Raw genomic sequence first — 16,359 nt, 5'->3', positions numbered from 1 at the left:
ATACTCATTAAAGACTCATCACAATATCGATCTTTTATGATCATTATTATCAATAATGGTGATGTATGCGCGCACCGACGTTCGACTTAACGCTACTACGGACGCTGGTTGCTATTGCCGATACGGGGAGTGTCACTGCCGCGGCAAAGCGGCTGGCGTATACCCAGTCAACAGTGAGCATGCAGTTGCAACGCTTAGAGACGCAGCTTGATGTGAGCCTGCATGAGCGAGCGGGACGGCGGCTACGTTTTACCCCGGAAGGCGATCGTTTACTGGCTCACGCACGCCGCTTATTGGCACTCAATGACGATGCTTGGAGCGATATGCAAGCGCGCCAGATAACGGGCGATTTGACGTTGGGTATTCCTGAAGACTATGCGTCGCTATTGCCGTCAGTATTTGCCTACTTTCACCAGCTTTATCCCGCGGTGGGACTAACGGTGAAATGTGGCACCAGTGCTCACTTGGTCGAACAGGTTAAAGCAGCGGAGTTGGATTTGGCGCTAGTAACTCGCCAGCGTAACTCTCCAGGCGGCGATGTGATTCGTCGTGAGCCGTTGATATGGGCAGTGGGAGTTAATCAACAGCCTTCGCTAAGTGACCCTATTCCGCTGGCGCTCTATTCGCCAGGTGCTGATGTTTTTCGTGAAGTTGCTGAGCAGGCGTTACAAGGGGCTGGGCGTGATTGGCGCGTTGCGTATACCAGCCAGTCAATGGCGGGACTTGCGCCTATTGTAACGGCGGGATTAGCCGTTGTGGTAGTAACACGCAGTATGTTGACCCCATCACTGCGCCCGCTGGATGACAGCAGTGGCCTTCCTGCCTTGCCAATGATTGAGCTAGCGCTTCACCGTGCCCCGCATCGTCCTTCCGAGCCTGCGCGGCGTTTAGGAGAATTGATTCGAGAACAGCTAGCGGCACCTAGTGAAGCATTATAAGGTGTTGCTTCAACGTGTTCTTTGACAGGAATCTCAGATGCCTATAGTCACTATCCAGCAATTCCCTCGTGATATTGCGCAAAAGCGAGAATTAGCAAAGCGTATTACTGACGCTTTCTGCGATGTGTATGGTACCGATCCGGTAAGCGTGCAGGTGTTTTTTCAAGAAGTAACGCAGGAGAATTGGTCCAAAGGCGGCCAAATGGGGGTTGATCGTGATTCTGCTCAATGAGGAGCTCGATAATTAGTTTTTCTAACGCAACCTGACTGAACTAAGCTAACTACCATGACGCGAATGGCCCAGGAGTTCTGAATGCACGAGTTAGATCACTATATTTATCCGCACCGAGTGTTGCATTGGTTAGTGGCAGTCGCCGTGTTGCTGTCATTGGCAAGTGGCTTGACGCTTGGATTCCTGGGCTATGAACGCACCGTTGCTTTGCTGGGGAATGCGCTTACCAACGTGCTCTATACCAGCCATAAAACCCTAGGCGTGACGATACTGTTGCTAATGACCTTGAGGATTATTACGCGGCTAGCTTTTGTTGTGCCCGACCACGAACCGCCGCTCAATGCCTTCGAGCGGATTGTAAGCACTAGCGTGCATCACTTGCTTTATGCAGGGTTAGTGATTATGCCACTGATTGGTTGGGCAGCCACCGCTACCGGCGGCTTTCCTGTTGAGTTTTTTCAATGGCATTTGCCAGGGTTGCTGGGCAAAAACGAAGCGCTTTCGCAAACGCTGTTTGTTTGGCATGAGCGTTTAGGGTGGGCACTGGTCGTGCTTATTACGTTGCATATTGCGGGTGCTCTATTTCATTGGCGTATCAAGCGCGATAACGTTATGAAACGTATGAGCTTATTTGATTAATATAGCTTAATGCCCATCACCATTACGCTGAACCACAGCCATAGTAGCGAGTGGTTTGGCGTGACTTGACCGCGTACATCTGGCTATCTGCCTCACGCAGCAAGCTGGCTAACGTATTGTTATTTTCATGGCTACTACTCATACCTATGCTGACGCCTACACTAACGAGTGAGCCACAAGGAAGCTTGATAGGTGAGCAAACGGCCTGTTCGATACGGTTGCGCATCTCCTCTAGTGCGGATGGATCAGATACCCCCTCCAGTAAGAGAATAAACTCGTCGCCGCCAAAGCGCGCGCAATGATCACTCTCACGTGCGACATGAACGAGACGTTTGGCAACTTGCTGGAGCACGAAGTCGCCTACTTCATGGCCATACTGGTCGTTAATAGGTTTGAAGCAGTCAAGGTCGCACATGACCAGAACCAAAGGCGTATGCGTTTGTTTACAACGTTTAAGGGCCGCTTCTGCACAGCGTGCCAGCCCGTTGCGGTTAAGCAAGCCGGTGAGCATATCGTGATTGGCTAGCTTTTCTAGTGCCTGGGTACGAGCGGCCACTTTTGCTTCAAGAATGGCTTCCTGCTTTTTTAGCATTGCTACCGTTTCTGCTTGAGCGCGCTCCTTCTGCCATTTTAATTTATTAAAACGTGCGGCCAGTGCAAAAGACAGCAGTAACATCTCAATGGCTGAGCCGATCTGTATACCGTGAAGCGTAATGAAATTGGCGGGCAGAATACTGAGATTTCGTAGTGCAAATACGGCGGCACCCAGTAGAAATATTGACCAAGCGAGCACGAAAATACGGGCGCTAGGCACGCGGCGCCAACTGCAATAAATACCGCACACAAGCATTAACAGCGATGCAGCGAATCCTGTTATATCCATTAAACGCAGTGCGGGCTGAATTGGCAAAAATATTACTGCCATCAGCGCTAAATAGCAGTAGCCACGAAACAGCGTGATGGTTTGGTGCCAACGTGGGCAGTAGATGGCTGTATTGAGAAAGCTTTGGGCGAACAGAGTTCCCATGGTAGAAGCAAACGTAAAGCCAATCGCTACCAGGCGTGCGGTGTTATCGCCTAGGAAGCTCCAAAACATCAGCGTGCCAATGCCATTGAACGTCAGGATTGCCAGCGTAAACCCGAAGGCAAATAGGGCGTAGTAGAGAAATACTCGCTCCTTAAGACCAAAAAATAGCAACAGGTTGTAAATACTTAATGCCAAAAGCATGCCGAAATAGGTCGCCAGCCAGAAATTATGACGATCATTTTGAGTATAAAAAGCCTCTGGTGTCATTAAGCTGTAGCTCAGAAACTTGCTACCTTTGGCATTCACCTGAGTATAAAGCGTCACTGTTTCTCCGCCGGCCAGCATTAATGGAAAAACAGCCTGTCGGTGGGCGATTGATCGCTCATCAATTGGCACGGCGCTTCCGCTGTGCTGAACGTCACTAGAGTACTGCCTCAGTGTATGCAGCGTGACATGGTCTAAAAACGGATATTCAAACTTAACCATCCAGGTCGTGGGTAAAGGGGATTCATTATGAATTCGTGTTTTTAGCCATACATCGCTTTGTGTATAACCGAAATGCAAATCAGAGGCGTGATGGACCGGTTGAAATGAGGGGGATAACGCTAAAATATCACGCAGGTTTAGCGATTTTGACGTATGCCAGTAACCGCTTACTTCATTTAAATCGTAACGTGTCTGCTCAGAAGAAACGACGATGGTAGTGGCTGCGATAGCCTGAGTGTGCCAGCTAATAATAAGCACTAACAAACCTGCCGGAAGGCGCTTTAACCAACAGTAAGCATCCATAGATATCGCTATTTTGATTTTTTTGCGTTGGGCTTTGTTGCTTCTAGGTCTTGGTGCCTAGGTTCCCTTGCCTGCCTTGGACGCGATTTCCTCCTAAGCTGAGTGTAGACGTCTTTCAAAGCGAATGGCCGACAATGAGGCTAAAGCATGAGGCAGTTCAGTCTTTCAGTTAGGTGTTGGACTAGTTGTCCGCTGTGACGCCAAAAATGCCAATAAAGTGGCACTGTAAGCGAATGACCAGGGGCGATGCTGATAAGTTGGCCGCTTTGCAACTGATCTAGTGCCTGCAATTGTGGAATCATTCCGTAGCCGATGCCTGCGGTGGCGAGTCGCACAAAGCCCTCTGAGGAAGGGCAAAGGTGGTAGGGGAAATGGCCATGATAACCACACTGGGCAAGAAACTGGTGCTGAAGCTGGTCATGAGGACCGAACACAATCACCGGAGCTTGTTGAAAGGCTTCTGGAGAAAGGCCCCCAGGAAAGTGGCGTTGCACGTAGGTAGGTGATGCTAGCGGGAGATAACGCATCTCGCCTACTTTGATACATCGAGCGCCCGCGATGGGCGTTGGCGTAGAGCAAAGACAAGCTGCTACATCACCATCTCGCAGACGTTTAAGCCCAACGTCTTGATCCTCAATGACTAAGTCGAGCAATACGCCCTCTGTCTGACAGATATCTGCCACTGCGGCTGCCCACCACGTCACTACGCTATCAGCATTAATCGCGATTCGTAGCCGGGTCGTTGCGTTGTCTAGGGTCGGTAGCGTCTGATGTAGGTCGCGTTCCAGCAGCTGTACTTGCTGGTAGTGAGTGAGTAACCGCTGACCCGCAGGCGTAGGCGAAAGCTTGGGGTGGCGCATTAACACCGGCTGGCCTAAGCGCACTTCAAGTGCTTTGATGCGTTGGGAGATGGCCGATTGAGAAAGTCCTAATACATCACCTGCTCGTTCAAAACCGCCGCACTCCACAACAGTGGCCAGTGCATGGAGAAGCTTGTAGTCAAACATGACGGTATCTCAATCAGCTAGGCAGTAAACGATAATCAAAGCCCTTGCGTTAAGCAAAGCCAAGTCCCAAGTGAAGGCTGCTCTAAAAAGTTTAACTCGACTTGCTGGTGTGGCTAAAACTTATTGGGCCACGGCAATGTTGTGCTCTCCATTGGGATGCTTCATCACCTGCATGGGGAGGCCGTAAATCGCTTCTAAGGTGCTGTCGCACATCATATCGCCAGGCGTGCCGTGGGCTAGCAGACGGCCGCTGTGCAGTGCCATCAATTCATCGCAGTAACGCGAGGCCATATTGATATCGTGTAGCACAATTATAACGCCAAGGTTTAGATCATCACATAGCTTGCGAACCAGCGCTAGCACCTCAATTTGGTGGGCGATGTCCAGCGCTGCTAGCGGCTCATCAAGGAGTAGAAAACGACTTCCCTGGGCGAGTAGCATCGCCAGCCACACCCGCTGGCGTTCGCCGCCAGAGAGCGTATCGACTAGTCGGTCGGCAAATGCCTCTGTATGGGTTAACGCTATGGCGCGTTCTACGGCATCTTTATCTTTCTGTGTATGGCGACCCAGTAGCCCGTGCCATGGATAGCGACCAAAGCTGACCAGCTCGCGCCCAGTCAGGCTTTCAGCACTAGGCAAATGCTGTGGTAAGTAAGCTACCTGGCGTGCGAACTCTCGATTACCCCAATCGCTGAGAGGGCGCTGGTCAAAGTGAATCTCTCCCTGGCTGGTGGGCTGCTGCTGGGCCAACAGCTTAATCAGTGTTGATTTTCCCGAACCGTTATGGCCAATCAGGCCGTAAACCTTGCCCTCATGAAAGGTATGCTCAATGGGCGTTAGAATCGGTTTGCCATTGATTTCAAAGGTGGCACCTTTGACCTCGAACATGAATCACTCCTGGCGATAAGGTTAAGAATGGCCCTATTCTAGTGCTAATGGTTCTCATTTTTAATAAAAAAATGAAAAGATTTACACCGACAGCCTTATTAAACAGTGGGGGGGTTTGAGCAGCGGGGGTAAGTAAGTAGTGTGGGAGTATGCAGCGTAAGGAGGCATAGGTGAGTGGGAGGCCACTATCAGCTAGACTCTGTTTGAGAGCCTAGCCGATGAGATAAGTAGTGGCGTTGGTCGTTTGTCGGCAGGTAGTCCAACAAGCTAGCAGCTGGCTGTACCGCTCATGGAGCCCCCCGCTGGGAACAGTTGTCATAGAAAGCAACTGTGGCGGGCCAATCGCTGAATACGCCGATGACTCCCACTTCATTGACGAGGGCGTCCAGGGTGATCAGTTTGTCGCCATCACGCTTAATGACATCTTCAGTGGTGCTGTGGTACCACTGTCTGCCTTCCCCCAGCGGCCCCGAGCGCTCAAGTGTCCAGGTAATTATGGCTAGGCCTGCTTCCCGGGCGCGCTGGGCATAAAGTGAAGGTTGTAGGCGCCTTTCCTGCCCGTCATTGCCAAACGCTGGGTTCTCTTCGACCAGCATCCAGGTAGGTGGAGCAATAATTTGGACACCGCTTTCCACCAGCGACTGCATGCTTGGCTGCCACGTATCAGGGTTAGTGTGATCAAAGCCTTCATCGCTGTAGCGGCCATCCAAGTAAACTGCCTGCTTAGCAAATTCTGGCTCATGCTCAATCCAATAAAGTACATCATCCAGATTGAACGACTGCGGGAGCACATTGTTAGGGCGAATGCCTGCCGCTTTGTACTCATCTATCATTTTTTGTGCGTATGCCTGCTGCGTGAACTCTGGCGTAAACGGCATCTCTACCTCAGGCGCTTTCAGTTCTGGGGTCATCTGCACTCCAAGCTTCTGAAAGAGAGCAATACTGTCGGCATGGCTCATCAATGTGCCGCGGGTAGCATAAAGCTCTGTGCGCCACTCAGGCGTGCCTGAAAGATACTCTTCGAGGGTGGTGGCATCGGTGTTTACTCCCTCCATGGTGCCTTGCAGGCTGCGAAATTCAGCCAAGGTAATGTCGCTTGTACAGCAGCGAATATCTGCCGCATTCATTAGCTGGTCATTGGCTTCATCAACAACGGGAGGCACGCTGCATTTTGCAGCTAAGTCTGTCTCGACGATGTTGGTGGTGTAGTGTAAGTCGCACTGGGAATGGCGGCAGACGAGCTCCTCATCGGCGGTGAAGGTGACATCGCACTCCAGAATGCCTGCACCACCTTGAGCGCCAGCAATATACGATTCAAGGGTATGTTCAGGAAACTGTAACGGCGCGCCACGATGCCCAATCGTCAATGGAGACCGTTGCCACTGGGTTTGCTCAGCAGCGCAGTTCAATAAAGAAGCTTTCAGAGCACGCTCGTGATCGTTATCTGTGCTCATATCATTTACCAAGAACAACGGGCGCGGCCCTAGCGTTACCTGCTGTGCTGCGCTAATCAGGGCATCCTCCGAGTCTGTCGCTTCTTGGGCATGAACGGTGTTAGCGGCCAGCAGGCCACCGACGACAAGTGTGGTGGTTAGAAAATCAGAATAGGTCATCAACGAAATTCTCTGTGCCGCAAAGTGGGTGTTTTGAGTGTAGGCAGGACTTACGCGTTCTTCGATGACAATCGTGATCTTCTAAGACAATCTTTACATGCTAATGAGAATCATATTTAATTGGTATGTTATCTCATATCAATTAAATTGAAGGAGTCGAACATGCGAAAGGGGATTCATCCTGCCTATGACTACGTTGTGTTCCGCGATACCAGCTGTGGCACCACTTTCCGGATCCGTTCTACCTGCACCTCACAGCAGATAATTGTCTGGGAAGATGGCAAGACCTATCCATTGATTGACCTAGATGTTTCTAGTGCTTCCCACCCTTTCTATACCGGCGAGCAGCGCAGAGTTTCCGCAGAAGGCCGGGTGGCACGTTTCCAACAGCGCTTCGGCAGGGTTTTGCGCCAGCCCCCTGACGCCAAATAGCGGAGATATAGCGTGCAAGTACTTAGCTCACTTAAGTCCACCAAAACCCGCCATCCTGATTGCCAAGTGGTCAAGCGTCGCGGGCGGCTCTATGTTATTTGTAAGACGAATCCTCGTTTCAAAGCGCGCCAGGGAGGCAAGCACAAAAAATAAGCGGGGCTGTTTATAGCAGCGGCTAGTTTGCACCAACGAATAGGAAAACGCTGGAGTTCAGTGGTGTCATTGGCCATTTATCAGTAAGAGGTTAAATACGCTAGCAGTTGGCTATGCCGCTCAGGGTGCGCTGCAATTAGGCTATTCCATTGAGCAGGATTTGGCTCGCCAGTGAGGTCTGTGACGGTGTAACCAGCTTCTCGGGAAATCACAATGCCAGCGGCGATATCCCAAAAGTCGAGCTTAGCGCCCTGAGACCAAAAGGCATCGAAACGGCCTAGACTGAGGTAGGCAATTTCTAGCGCCGCTGAGCCAGGACTGCGGATGCCTGCCACCTGAGGCATTAGAGTGGCGAGTTGATTTAGGGCTATCGCGCAGTCGCCTTTGTCATGGTAGGGCAGGCAGGTGCTCACCAGCATCTCAGTCAGTGGGCGAGGGGCTGGTGTTGTTAACGGGCGATCATTGAGAAAAGCGCCTGCGCCTTGGCCTGCCCATAGCATCTCATCAAGCAGTGGTTGATAGACAACGCCGATGATCAGCACATCACCCTTGGTGACTGCGATCGACACCGAGAAGTGAGGCACTCCATGTAGAAAATTGCTGGTGCCATCAAGGGGGTCTATGATCACGGTGTAGTCGCTATCGGTGGGGGCCAGACCGCTTTCTTCGCCGAGGAACGCAATATCGGGAAAAGCGCTGCTGATGCAGTCGATAATGATATTCTCGGCTGCAGTATCGTAGTAGCTAACAAAGTCAGATGCCCCCTTTTGCTCAAATGCAATCCGTCCCTTTTGCGAATACCCCTCGCGCAACAGCGCGCCAGCCTCATAGGCAGCTTGCTTAACTGTTTCCAGCAAGCTGTTTTCATTCTCAAGCATGTAGTTTCTCCTGACTGGACGTCGCGCTGAGCGTGTACGGCTGTTACTGAAGTGTTTGATAAAGGTAACTAACCATCCATGACATGGCGATGACAGCGATGGTCAGTTGAACCCGTCGCGTGCAGAGCTTCGCTAGGGCGGAGCAGGCGAAGATTTAGCCATTGGCCTTACCCAGTCGCCAGTAGCCCATGCTGGTGACGTACTGTTTGGGTAAACCGCACTCGTTAATCAGGTAGCGGCGCAGCGTCATGGCGACCTTGGTTTCAGCAGCGATCCAGGCGTAGAAGGGGGCGCTGTTGTCCTGAGTGGCGGGTTCCCAGAGCGGGGCGTTTTCATCCTGACCCAGTTCATCATGATCCAGTTCATCCTCGCTGTTTTTATCTTTACTGCCATGAGTCGCAGGACTGCCCCCCAGAGCAGCAATCTCTTTTTGTAAATCGATATCGCGCAATGCTCTCAGCAGCAGCTCGCCATGCTTGCTGTGGGGCTCTCCATCACGCGCTAGCCAGCGCAGCTTGGCGACCTGGGGCAGTGGTTGAACATCGTCGCTACGAGGGACTTCAAAAAGCGCTTCGACGTTGGCTATGAGAGGTAAATCGTCAAGCGCTTCGAGTATGCCAGCGGCGGCGGGAAGCGCCGTTTCGTCGGCGATAATCAGGATACGTCGCACGTCCTTAGGCGGTTTCCATTCGTAACCCTGTTTTGGGCCTTCCGCATTGGCGACGGGGGCTGCCATGACTAAGCGGTCACCTGTTCGGGCGCGCATTGCCCAGCGTGATGCAGGCCCATTGTCGCCGTGCAAAACGAACTCTACATCTACCTCGGCCTGTTCTGAGCGGAGCGCGCGAATGGTATAAGTGCGCGCGGCGGGCCGCTGGGCATCGGGCAAGGCGCGGTAGGCATCGTACCAATCATTTTCTTCCCGTTTAGCGATCTCAAATAGTGGGTCGAGAGTGCCATCACCTTCTGGAAAGAACAGTTTGATGCGCTGATCTGGTGCGTAGGTCGCCATGTGGCTGACGTTAGGACCGCTAAACGTGAATTTAACTAACGAGGCGCTGACTTGGGTGCGCCGAGCTAAGGTGATATCGAAAAGCTGGTAGCTCTGCTTGGCCGCCATCGTAGCTGTCTCCATTAATAAAGGTGTTAATTGTAGTGCTAATTATTATCATTTAGAATATTTGTTGATAATTCAATCATCAACTCCAGAAAAGACCAGGGCTAAGACAATGACGCTGCTGCCTATCACGCCTCGCTTGGCGATGTGCCCGGCTATGACAAGAGGTTGTTCGCTATGTTAGGTGGCGCGCGATTTGCCCAGCGAATAGGAGGAATATCGCCCGCGAAAGCTTGCTTTCTACTTAGCCTGCCGATGGTGGTGCTGTTCTGGGTGGGCCTGAAGGGGCAGGGTGGTTTTACGCTGGGTCTGCAGGCATTAGTGGCGCCCTCCTTCGAAAACGTTGACGAACTATTGCTTTACTATGCGTGGTGGCCGCGCCTTTCGATCGCGCTACTAGCTGGTGGCGGCTTGGGGTTAGCGGGGGTGCTGATGCAGCAGGTGTTGCGCAACCCGCTGGCATCGCCGACAACTTTAGGGGTGGCATCGGGTGCCAACCTTGCGCTTATGACCGCCACCTTGATGACCCCTGGGCTATTAGCGATGGGACGTGAGTGGGTCGCTTTACTGGGTGGTGCGTTGGCGGTGGGGTTAGTTTTCCTGCTTTCCTGGCGGCGTGGATTGGCGCCGATCGTAGTAGTGTTGGCGGGGCTGGTGGTGAATCTGTATTTAGGGGCGCTTTCTACAGCGCTACTGCTGTATAACCACGAGGCGCTCTCTGGGCTGCTGATCTGGGGCGCTGGTTCGCTGGCGCAGAACGGTTGGGATGGCGTTGCGATTCTCTGGCCTCGGTTGGCAATTAGTTGCGTGGCAGCATGGTTTCTGCTGCGCCCCCTAGCGGTGCTGGAGTTGGACGATGCCAGTGCTAAGAGCCTGGGGGTCTCGCTAACCTATTTACGCTTTGCGGGGATGGGGCTGGCGGTTTTTATTACCGGTAGCATCGTTAGCGTGGTGGGTATCATCGGCTTTATTGGCTTAGCGGCACCCAATATTGTGCGTATGGCGGGTGCGCGGCGCTTAGGGCCGCGGCTGCTTTGGTCGACGTTGCTGGGAGCCGTGCTGTTGGCCACCACTGACCTATTGCTTCAGCAGTTCTCTGGCATGGCAGCGGCCTTTATTCCTACTGGGGCGATTACCGGTGCGCTGGGTGCACCGCTTTTAATGTGGCTGATTCCGCGTTTGAAGCTGCAGGGCGATCGGCCACCGAAAGGTGCGGGCGTTTTCGCCAATCGCCATCCTGCACCGTCACGCTTGGCTACCGGTTTACTGATCGCGTTGCTGGCCGCGACAGTGCTTGGGTTGTTAGTCGGCCAGGGGGTGGACGGTTGGTATTGGCTAGCGCCCCATCACTGGGGTGTTATGCAGTGGCGTTTTCCTCGGGTAATGGCGGCTGCGGCCAGTGGATTAATGCTGGCGATTGCAGGCACTATTCTTCAGCGACTTTCCGCTAACCCCATGGCCAGCCCTGAAGTGTTGGGTATCAGCGGAGGCTGCGCCATTGCGCTAATTTTGGGGATTTTCTTACTGCCCGCGCCCACCAACATGATGTTGATTGGCGTAGGTACCCTGGGGGCTTTTGCAACGCTGTTAGTGTTGGTCGTTATCAACCGCAAGAGCGGTTATCTCCCCGAACGTTTGCTGCTTACCGGGGTGGCGGTCAGTGCACTGTTTGATGCAGTGCGCAGCGTGATGCTGGCAGGCGGCGACCCGCGAGGCCAGCAGGTGATTGCCTGGCTGGCGGGCTCCACCTATTACGTAGATGTCACCAATGCGATAGTTGTGGGGGGTATTGCCGCTGTACTGGCGCTGGTTACGCTGCCCTTTACCCGCTGGCTAGATATCTTGCCCTTGGGCGCACCGACGGCCAAGGCCCTTGGGTTAACGCTCAACCGTGCTCGTTTAGCGTTACTGCTGTTGGTAGCACTGCTAACTGCCTGCGCCACCCTGGTGGTGGGGCCGCTTTCGTTTATTGGCCTGCTGGCGCCGCATATGGCACGCCTGCTGGGCTTCTCTCGGGCAGGGCAGCATCTGCTGGGGGCCGCGTTAACCGGCATGTTATTGATGGTGTTGGCCGACTGGGTGGGCCGTCAGATTATTTTCCCTTATGAGATACCGGCAGGCTTGGTCGCTTCCTTGGTTGGCGGTGCCTACTTTATGTGGGGGCTGCGGCGACTATAAGTAAAACTAATGCCCTATTAGCAGGATGATTTTTAGTTATTCAGATTGCCCGTTACCTTAGTGCCACGATTCTTTAAAGCGTCACTTATTCTGACACTGGGGGCAGGGCAATGTGGGAAAGCTACTTAACGGGCTTAGTGGTATCTGGCGGGATCATCATGGCTATCGGGGCGCAAAATGCTTACGTGCTGGGGTTGGCAGTGCGTCGTGAATACCACTGGTGGTCAGCTGGGTTGTGTATGAGCGCGGATATTATCTTGCTAACTGCCGGTATGTTTGGTGCCAGCGCGTTTTTACTGACGATGCCAAATGCGATGGAAGCCATGCGCTGGGTAGGCGTGGTGTTTTTAAGCTGGTTGGCCGCTCAGGCATTACTGCGGGCTGTTAGCGGGCGCGAAGGGTTGCAGGCGGGTGGCGTAAAAGCTCGGAGCTTGCGCGGAGTGCTACTGGCAACCTTGGCCGTTACAGTACTGAACCCCCAAGTGTATCTGGACACGCTATTGTTAATTCCTGCCATTGGTGCCCAGCAAGAAAGTGCCGGAGTGTTCGTTGCAGGTGCATCGACTGCCTCTGTTATGTGGTTCAGCCTGCTGGCGTGGGGCGGGGCCGCGCTTTCGCCTTGGCTTTCCCGCCCGGGAGCGTGGCGTACTATTGATGGGCTAATTGGCCTGATGATGGCGGCTATTGCTATACACTTGGCCCTGGGGTCTACGTTGCTTTGACAGGCACTGTCGCTAACTAATTAGTGGCGACTGAAATAGCTTTGCATCACAGCTATTACTTTATCGATATCAGTATCATCAATATCCCGGTGGACAACAAAACGCGTGGCGTAGAGTAGCTCAATTAAAATGCCATGCTCTTTTAGCCAAGCGGAGAGCGGCTTCACATGTTCGTCGGGAAAATGCGTGAACACCATATTGGTTGCTTGAGCAGTAATCTCGACGCCGGGCAGCTTTGCCAAACCTTCTGCCAAGCGTGCTGCACGGTGGTGGTCATGGGATAAGTCAGTTACGTGATGCTCCAGAGCATACTGGCAGGCGGCGGCGATAATGCCTGATTGGCGCATGCCACCACCGACCATTTTACGCCAGCGACGTGCGCGGTCGATCAATGCTTGCGAGCCCACTAAGGCAGAGCCGATGGGAGCGCCCAGGCCTTTCGAAAAGCATAGCGAGACGCTGTCAAACGGCAAACAGAGCTGCTTGAGTGAGGCATCAGTGGCTACTGCTGCATTAAATAGTCGCGCGCCGTCTAAGTGCGTTGCCAGCCCACGTTCCCGGGCAAGCTCAGTGGCCTTTAATACGTAGTCTGCGTTTAGCACTTTGCCGCCGATGGTGTTTTCTAGCGCTAGCAGCTTTGTGCGCGCAAAATGGAAATCATCGGCTTTTACCGCTGCACTGATTTTTTCCAATGGCAAGCTGCCATCGGCGGCATTTTCAATAGGCTGTGGCTGGATACTGCCTAACACTGCAGCACCGCCGCCTTCATAGCGATAAGTATGGGCGGACTGCCCGACAATGTACTCATCGCCGCGTTCACAGTGAGCCATTAGCGCCACTAGGTTGCTTTGTGTGCCGCTTGGGAACAGCAGTGCCGCTTCTTTGCCTGTTTGCTCTGCTAGCTTTTCCTGAAACGCGTTAACCGTTGGATCATCGCCCCACACGTCATCGCCAACCGGCGCGGCCATCATGGCATCTCTCATAGCGGCGGTAGGGCGGGTTACCGTGTCACTGCGTAGGTCAATCATGCGGAATTCCTTTTTGGGTTAGTCACGTTGAGACGCTTTACCGAGCAAGTTGTCAGGAACCATCTATGGTTAACAGCATACTTCTATCATCCATAGAATACTCTAGGGCAACCTAGCATAGGCAAACAGATGGATCTGAAAAGCGGTTATCCCTTTTGGGCAGTCAAAAATGGCCTATTGAAAACTTTCCCGCAGCTTACCCGCGACCATCAATGCGAGATTGCTATAATCGGTGGTGGCATTACTGGCGCACTAATCGCCGATGAGATTAGCCGCAATGGCCATTATGTGGTGGTGCTTGAACGTCGTGACGTGGGGTGGGGGAGTTCGGCTGCTAGCACGGCGTTACTGCAGTACGAAATTGATACCATATGAACGAGTTAGCCAAGCGCTATGGGGAAGCCGATGCGTTGCTTGCTTATCGTGCCTGTGCCGAGGCCATTGGTGAGCTTGAAACCTTGGCAGCTGGGTTGGGTGATGTAGATTTTGAGCGCCAGAAAAGCCTTTATTACGCCAGTAATGAAGAAGACGTAGCGCTATTAAAAGAAGAGTTAGCGTTGCGTCAAAAGCACGGCTTTGACGCTGACTGGCTTGAAAGCAAGGCAGTGTTGGCCGAGTATGGCTTTGTGGCACCTGGGGCTATTCTTACCCAGTTAGCTGCCGCTATTGACCCATACCGCATGGCGTACCAGCTGTTTTCCAGGGTTGTTGAGCGCGGTGGGGAAGTATACGACCGCACACAAATGAAGACGATGACGCCTGATGAACAGGGCGTCACGCTGACGCTAGTTAATGGTGCCAAGCTGCGTTGCCAGTACGTGGTGATGGCCGCAGGGTATGAATCGCAAGCCTGGTTGCCCGAACTGGTGGCCGTCAACCGCAGCAGCTATGCACTTATCACCGACCCGCTACCGCCTGAGGCGTTAGGTAAGTTACGCCACACCATGGTGTGGGAATCTGCACGACCTTACCTCTACATGCGCACTACCCGGGACGGACGGCTTCTTGTGGGCGGCGATGATGACGATGAAGATATTCCCAAGCGTCGTGACGCACGGGTAGAGAAGAAAGCCGAAGGGTTGGCACGCAAGATAGAGGCGCTATGGCCTAAACTTGATATTAACCCGACGTTCTCCTGGGGCGGCACCTTTGCAGAAACCGACGACGGCCTGCCGTTTTTTGGTCCCCATGAGGCACACGGTCCAAGGGTGCATTTTGCAATGGCTTATGGTGGCAATGGAATCAGCTATAGCATGATTGGGGCCAAACTGCTGCTGTCGCTTATTGAAGGCAAACAGCATCCCTTAGCCGCGCTTTTTTCGTTCCAGCGACTGACGAGATAGACCGTAAAATGCGATAGACCGTGAAATGTGATGACACCTCAATGATTAACGATTAATTTGAATGACGACGCATAAGAGTAGCAAGTGATGGAGAATCAACTTTATTTACGTGCGTTAGAGCGGAATGATTTGCGCTTTGTCCACGAGTTAAATAACAACCAGAGCATTATGTCGTATTGGTTTGAAGAGCCTTACGAATCATTTGACGAGCTGGAGGAGCTTTATAACAAACACATTCATGACAACGCCGAACGGCGCTTCGTAGCGGAGGATAGCGACGGGCATGCCATCGGTTTAGTCGAGCTGATTGAAATCGACTACATTCATCGCAGCGGTGAATTTCAGATCATTATCACGCCAGATCACCAGGGCAAAGGATTCGCTCGGTCATTGATCCGTCAAGCGCTGCACTACTCGTTCACAATTTTAAACCTACACAAAATATATCTGATTGTGGCGGTGGAAAACGTCAAAGCGATTCATCTCTACGAGGAGAGCGGCTTCATTGAAGAGGGGCACTTGGTTCAAGAGTTCTTTATCAACGGCAAATACCGTGATGTTAAGCGGATGTATATTTTGCAAGACACCTACCTTGCGCAGCTGGCTTGATAAACAATCAGAGAACGGTCTCTGGATTCAGGCTTACAAACAGGTGTTTTTGATTAACTATTGACCAATACTGCAACGCCTCAGGCCGAAAACTAACCAAGGGCTGAGGCGTTGTTGTTTACTGCTGACGCATATAAGCGGCGATGGCGTCAAAAGCTGCTCGTTGCTGTTGGGCACGATTAGCCCAGACCTGCATCACATCCACTTCTACGGTCTGATCTTGAGCAGCGAAAGATGACATGGCGAGTACTCCTAATTCAGAGGTTGAGGGACGGTTCAGCCATAATGGGCTCTGTTGACCCCGTTTTAGTTATACATGGTTTGCTTTGTGCATCGCAGCAAGTCAGCTGCGAGTTAAATTTTATGCGCATTCTAATCCTTAAAGCTAGTCCTAAAGATGTAAGAGAATTGCTATGGTGTGTAAGAAATGTCTTACAAAAGCCATGTCTTACTACCTATGCCTTTGAATGGAAAAGATTTTCATAATATAAAAAAGCCGACTAAAAGCGTCGGCTTGTGTGGTTATCTTTTGGTCTACAGGGGGGAGGATAGCGGTAAAAATCGCTGCTTTTAGCCGAAATAGGCCGCTAACGCTTCATTGGCAGCATGTTGCCAATTGGCTTGTAGGCGCCAAAAAGCAAGCACTTCTTCATCTTGAATCGATAATGCAAATGTAGAAATCATGAGGTGGTCCTCCTATTGGGACACACCTAGAGTATAGGTTATTTTTGTTGCGGTGCAGCATTTTAACCATTGTTAATAAAAA

General features: G+C 52.2%; 18 protein-coding genes. 10 read left to right on the top strand and 8 right to left on the bottom strand.

Features of this window, described 5'->3' with window-relative positions:
- Positions 1-65: 65 nt before the first annotated feature.
- The 3 genes from L1X57_RS01545 (at position 66) to L1X57_RS01535 (ending at position 1,809) form a co-directional block, all read left to right on the top strand.
- A complete protein-coding gene (locus tag L1X57_RS01545; RefSeq protein ID WP_095602591.1) occupies positions 66-938 on the top strand; it encodes a LysR substrate-binding domain-containing protein in 873 nt (290 codons plus the stop codon).
- 37 nt (positions 939-975) lie between these two features.
- The gene (locus L1X57_RS01540; protein WP_009722298.1) at positions 976-1,170 is read left to right on the top strand and encodes a tautomerase family protein; all 195 of its coding nucleotides are present in this window, start codon (positions 976-978) and stop codon (positions 1,168-1,170) included.
- A gap of 81 nt (positions 1,171-1,251) precedes the next feature.
- Positions 1,252-1,809 (top strand): cytochrome b, encoded by a 558-nt coding sequence (locus L1X57_RS01535; RefSeq protein WP_009722299.1) that lies wholly within the window; start codon positions 1,252-1,254, stop codon positions 1,807-1,809.
- A gap of 22 nt (positions 1,810-1,831) precedes the next feature.
- Here the strand turns inward: L1X57_RS01535 and L1X57_RS01530 are convergent, their stop codons facing one another.
- From L1X57_RS01530 to L1X57_RS01515, 4 genes are all read right to left on the bottom strand, one after another.
- On the bottom strand, positions 1,832-3,625 hold the full coding sequence (locus L1X57_RS01530) for a sensor domain-containing diguanylate cyclase (RefSeq protein ID WP_009722300.1): 1,794 nt from the start codon (positions 3,623-3,625) through the stop codon (positions 1,832-1,834).
- Between the two features lie 140 nt (positions 3,626-3,765).
- Positions 3,766-4,632: a LysR family transcriptional regulator ArgP gene (locus L1X57_RS01525; protein WP_009722301.1), complete on the bottom strand. Its 867-nt coding sequence runs from the start codon at positions 4,630-4,632 to the stop codon at positions 3,766-3,768.
- A 120-nt stretch (positions 4,633-4,752) separates the two neighbouring features.
- Entirely contained in the window at positions 4,753-5,520 is a 768-nt protein-coding gene (locus L1X57_RS01520; protein ID WP_009722302.1) for an ABC transporter ATP-binding protein, read from the bottom strand.
- A 287-nt stretch (positions 5,521-5,807) separates the two neighbouring features.
- Positions 5,808-7,133 (bottom strand): glycerophosphodiester phosphodiesterase family protein, encoded by a 1,326-nt coding sequence (locus L1X57_RS01515; protein WP_009722303.1) that lies wholly within the window; start codon positions 7,131-7,133, stop codon positions 5,808-5,810.
- A gap of 162 nt (positions 7,134-7,295) precedes the next feature.
- Between L1X57_RS01515 and L1X57_RS01510 the strand changes: the two genes are divergently transcribed.
- Entirely contained in the window at positions 7,296-7,565 is a 270-nt protein-coding gene (locus L1X57_RS01510) for a type B 50S ribosomal protein L31 (protein WP_009722304.1), read from the top strand.
- A 12-nt stretch (positions 7,566-7,577) separates the two neighbouring features.
- On the top strand, positions 7,578-7,718 hold the full coding sequence (gene ykgO / locus L1X57_RS01505) for a type B 50S ribosomal protein L36 (protein ID WP_009722305.1): 141 nt from the start codon (positions 7,578-7,580) through the stop codon (positions 7,716-7,718).
- 80 nt (positions 7,719-7,798) lie between these two features.
- Here the strand turns inward: ykgO and L1X57_RS01500 are convergent, their stop codons facing one another.
- Together L1X57_RS01500 and L1X57_RS01495 are read right to left on the bottom strand one after the other, a co-directional pair.
- Positions 7,799-8,596, bottom strand: a complete 798-nt coding sequence (locus L1X57_RS01500; protein WP_009722306.1) for an inositol monophosphatase family protein — start codon at positions 8,594-8,596, stop codon at positions 7,799-7,801.
- Between the two features lie 154 nt (positions 8,597-8,750).
- On the bottom strand, positions 8,751-9,716 hold the full coding sequence (locus L1X57_RS01495) for a siderophore-interacting protein (protein WP_009722307.1): 966 nt from the start codon (positions 9,714-9,716) through the stop codon (positions 8,751-8,753).
- 174 nt (positions 9,717-9,890) lie between these two features.
- Between L1X57_RS01495 and fhuB the strand changes: the two genes are divergently transcribed.
- Positions 9,891-11,891: a Fe(3+)-hydroxamate ABC transporter permease FhuB gene (gene fhuB / locus L1X57_RS01490; protein WP_009722308.1), complete on the top strand. Its 2,001-nt coding sequence runs from the start codon at positions 9,891-9,893 to the stop codon at positions 11,889-11,891.
- A 110-nt stretch (positions 11,892-12,001) separates the two neighbouring features.
- A complete protein-coding gene (locus L1X57_RS01485; protein WP_009722309.1) occupies positions 12,002-12,613 on the top strand; it encodes a LysE/ArgO family amino acid transporter in 612 nt (203 codons plus the stop codon).
- Between the two features lie 20 nt (positions 12,614-12,633).
- Here the strand turns inward: L1X57_RS01485 and ltaE are convergent, their stop codons facing one another.
- Positions 12,634-13,641 (bottom strand): low-specificity L-threonine aldolase, encoded by a 1,008-nt coding sequence (gene ltaE, locus L1X57_RS01480; protein WP_009722310.1) that lies wholly within the window; start codon positions 13,639-13,641, stop codon positions 12,634-12,636.
- A 129-nt stretch (positions 13,642-13,770) separates the two neighbouring features.
- On the opposite strand from ltaE, the gene L1X57_RS18780 reads away from it, so the two are divergent.
- From L1X57_RS18780 to speG, 3 genes are all read left to right on the top strand, one after another.
- Positions 13,771-14,016, top strand: coding sequence for an FAD-dependent oxidoreductase (locus L1X57_RS18780; protein ID WP_009722311.1), 246 nt, complete (start codon positions 13,771-13,773; stop codon positions 14,014-14,016).
- Complete coding sequence (locus L1X57_RS01475; protein WP_009722312.1) at positions 14,013-14,984, top strand: NAD(P)/FAD-dependent oxidoreductase; 972 nt, start codon at positions 14,013-14,015, stop codon at positions 14,982-14,984. Before L1X57_RS18780 ends, L1X57_RS01475 begins: the two co-directional genes overlap by 4 nt.
- A gap of 87 nt (positions 14,985-15,071) precedes the next feature.
- Entirely contained in the window at positions 15,072-15,593 is a 522-nt protein-coding gene (gene speG, locus L1X57_RS01470; protein ID WP_009722313.1) for a spermidine N1-acetyltransferase, read from the top strand.
- Between the two features lie 118 nt (positions 15,594-15,711).
- Here the strand turns inward: speG and L1X57_RS18775 are convergent, their stop codons facing one another.
- Positions 15,712-15,834, bottom strand: coding sequence for a hypothetical protein (locus tag L1X57_RS18775; RefSeq protein WP_009722314.1), 123 nt, complete (start codon positions 15,832-15,834; stop codon positions 15,712-15,714).
- Positions 15,835-16,359: the final 525 nt, after the last annotated feature.

This window comes from Halomonas sp. TD01, from assembly GCF_923868895.1.
GTDB lineage: Bacteria > Pseudomonadota > Gammaproteobacteria > Pseudomonadales > Halomonadaceae > Vreelandella.
Note: the sequence above shows the minus strand (reverse complement) of the source record. Positions and strands in the feature narration are given on the sequence as shown.